The sequence below is a fragment of the Aminobacter sp. P4_D5 genome, assembly GCF_056401815.1.
The window spans coordinates 1-602 of the sequence record NZ_JBFUIP010001010.1 but is presented as its reverse complement, the minus strand read 5'-3'; the positions used below and the strand labels follow the sequence as shown (position 1 = coordinate 602).

1 protein-coding gene is annotated in these 602 nt (G+C 67.4%); it reads right to left on the bottom strand.

From position 1 onward, the window contains the following. Nucleotides 1–41 precede the first annotated feature (41 nt). The gene (locus AC1DWF_RS36365; RefSeq protein ID WP_476843299.1) at nt 42–476 is read right to left on the bottom strand and encodes a hypothetical protein; all 435 of its coding nucleotides are present in this window, start codon (nt 474–476) and stop codon (nt 42–44) included. Nucleotides 477–602: the final 126 nt, after the last annotated feature.

Here is a 602-nt window from a genome sequence, read left to right as displayed (position 1 = left end):
GTGCCGGCGATGGGCGGGGCGCGCGGCGGGCGCCGCCGCCGTCATGCGCGGCCGCCCGGAAAAGGCAGGATTTCGGCGCTTTCCTGCTCCATGCGCGGCGCGCCGGCGACGATGCCCTTCACGCGCAAAGGCCATTCGAGCCGGTTCATCGCCTCGCGCCAAAGCCGGAAATCGCCGCGCTCCTGCGCGTGGCGCGGACTGGGGGCGGTGCCGCGCTCGCCCCAGATCCGCATGATGCGCGCATGGGCAAGTTCGATGCGCCGCTGGCGGTAAAGCCGGTCGAGGCACTTGATCACGTCGTCGGGCTCGCAGGGGCGCTGGGTGCTGCCCTTGCCGGCAGCGATGCGCGCGCCCTCGCGCCGGGCGACGAGGGCGGACATGGTCCAGAACCAGGCCTCCTCGGCGGAGGTGAAAGGCTCGGTCCTGGCCATGCTGGCGAGGATGCGGGAGTGGTTGGGACGGGGGGCGGAGGACATGGACGCTCGGTTCCTTTCAGGCGAGAACAAATGAGAACATTTAGCGAACATAAACCTCCGGTTGCGAAACTTGCAAGCGCTACAAGCAACATTTTCCTATTGCGCGATGACCCAACACCTATGATG

What these genes read in the sequence shown, in the direction of transcription:
- AC1DWF_RS36365 (WP_476843299.1), bottom strand. Translation starts at nt 476, where the DNA reads ATGTCCTCCGCCCCCCGTCCCAACCACTCCCGCATCCTCGCCAGCATG.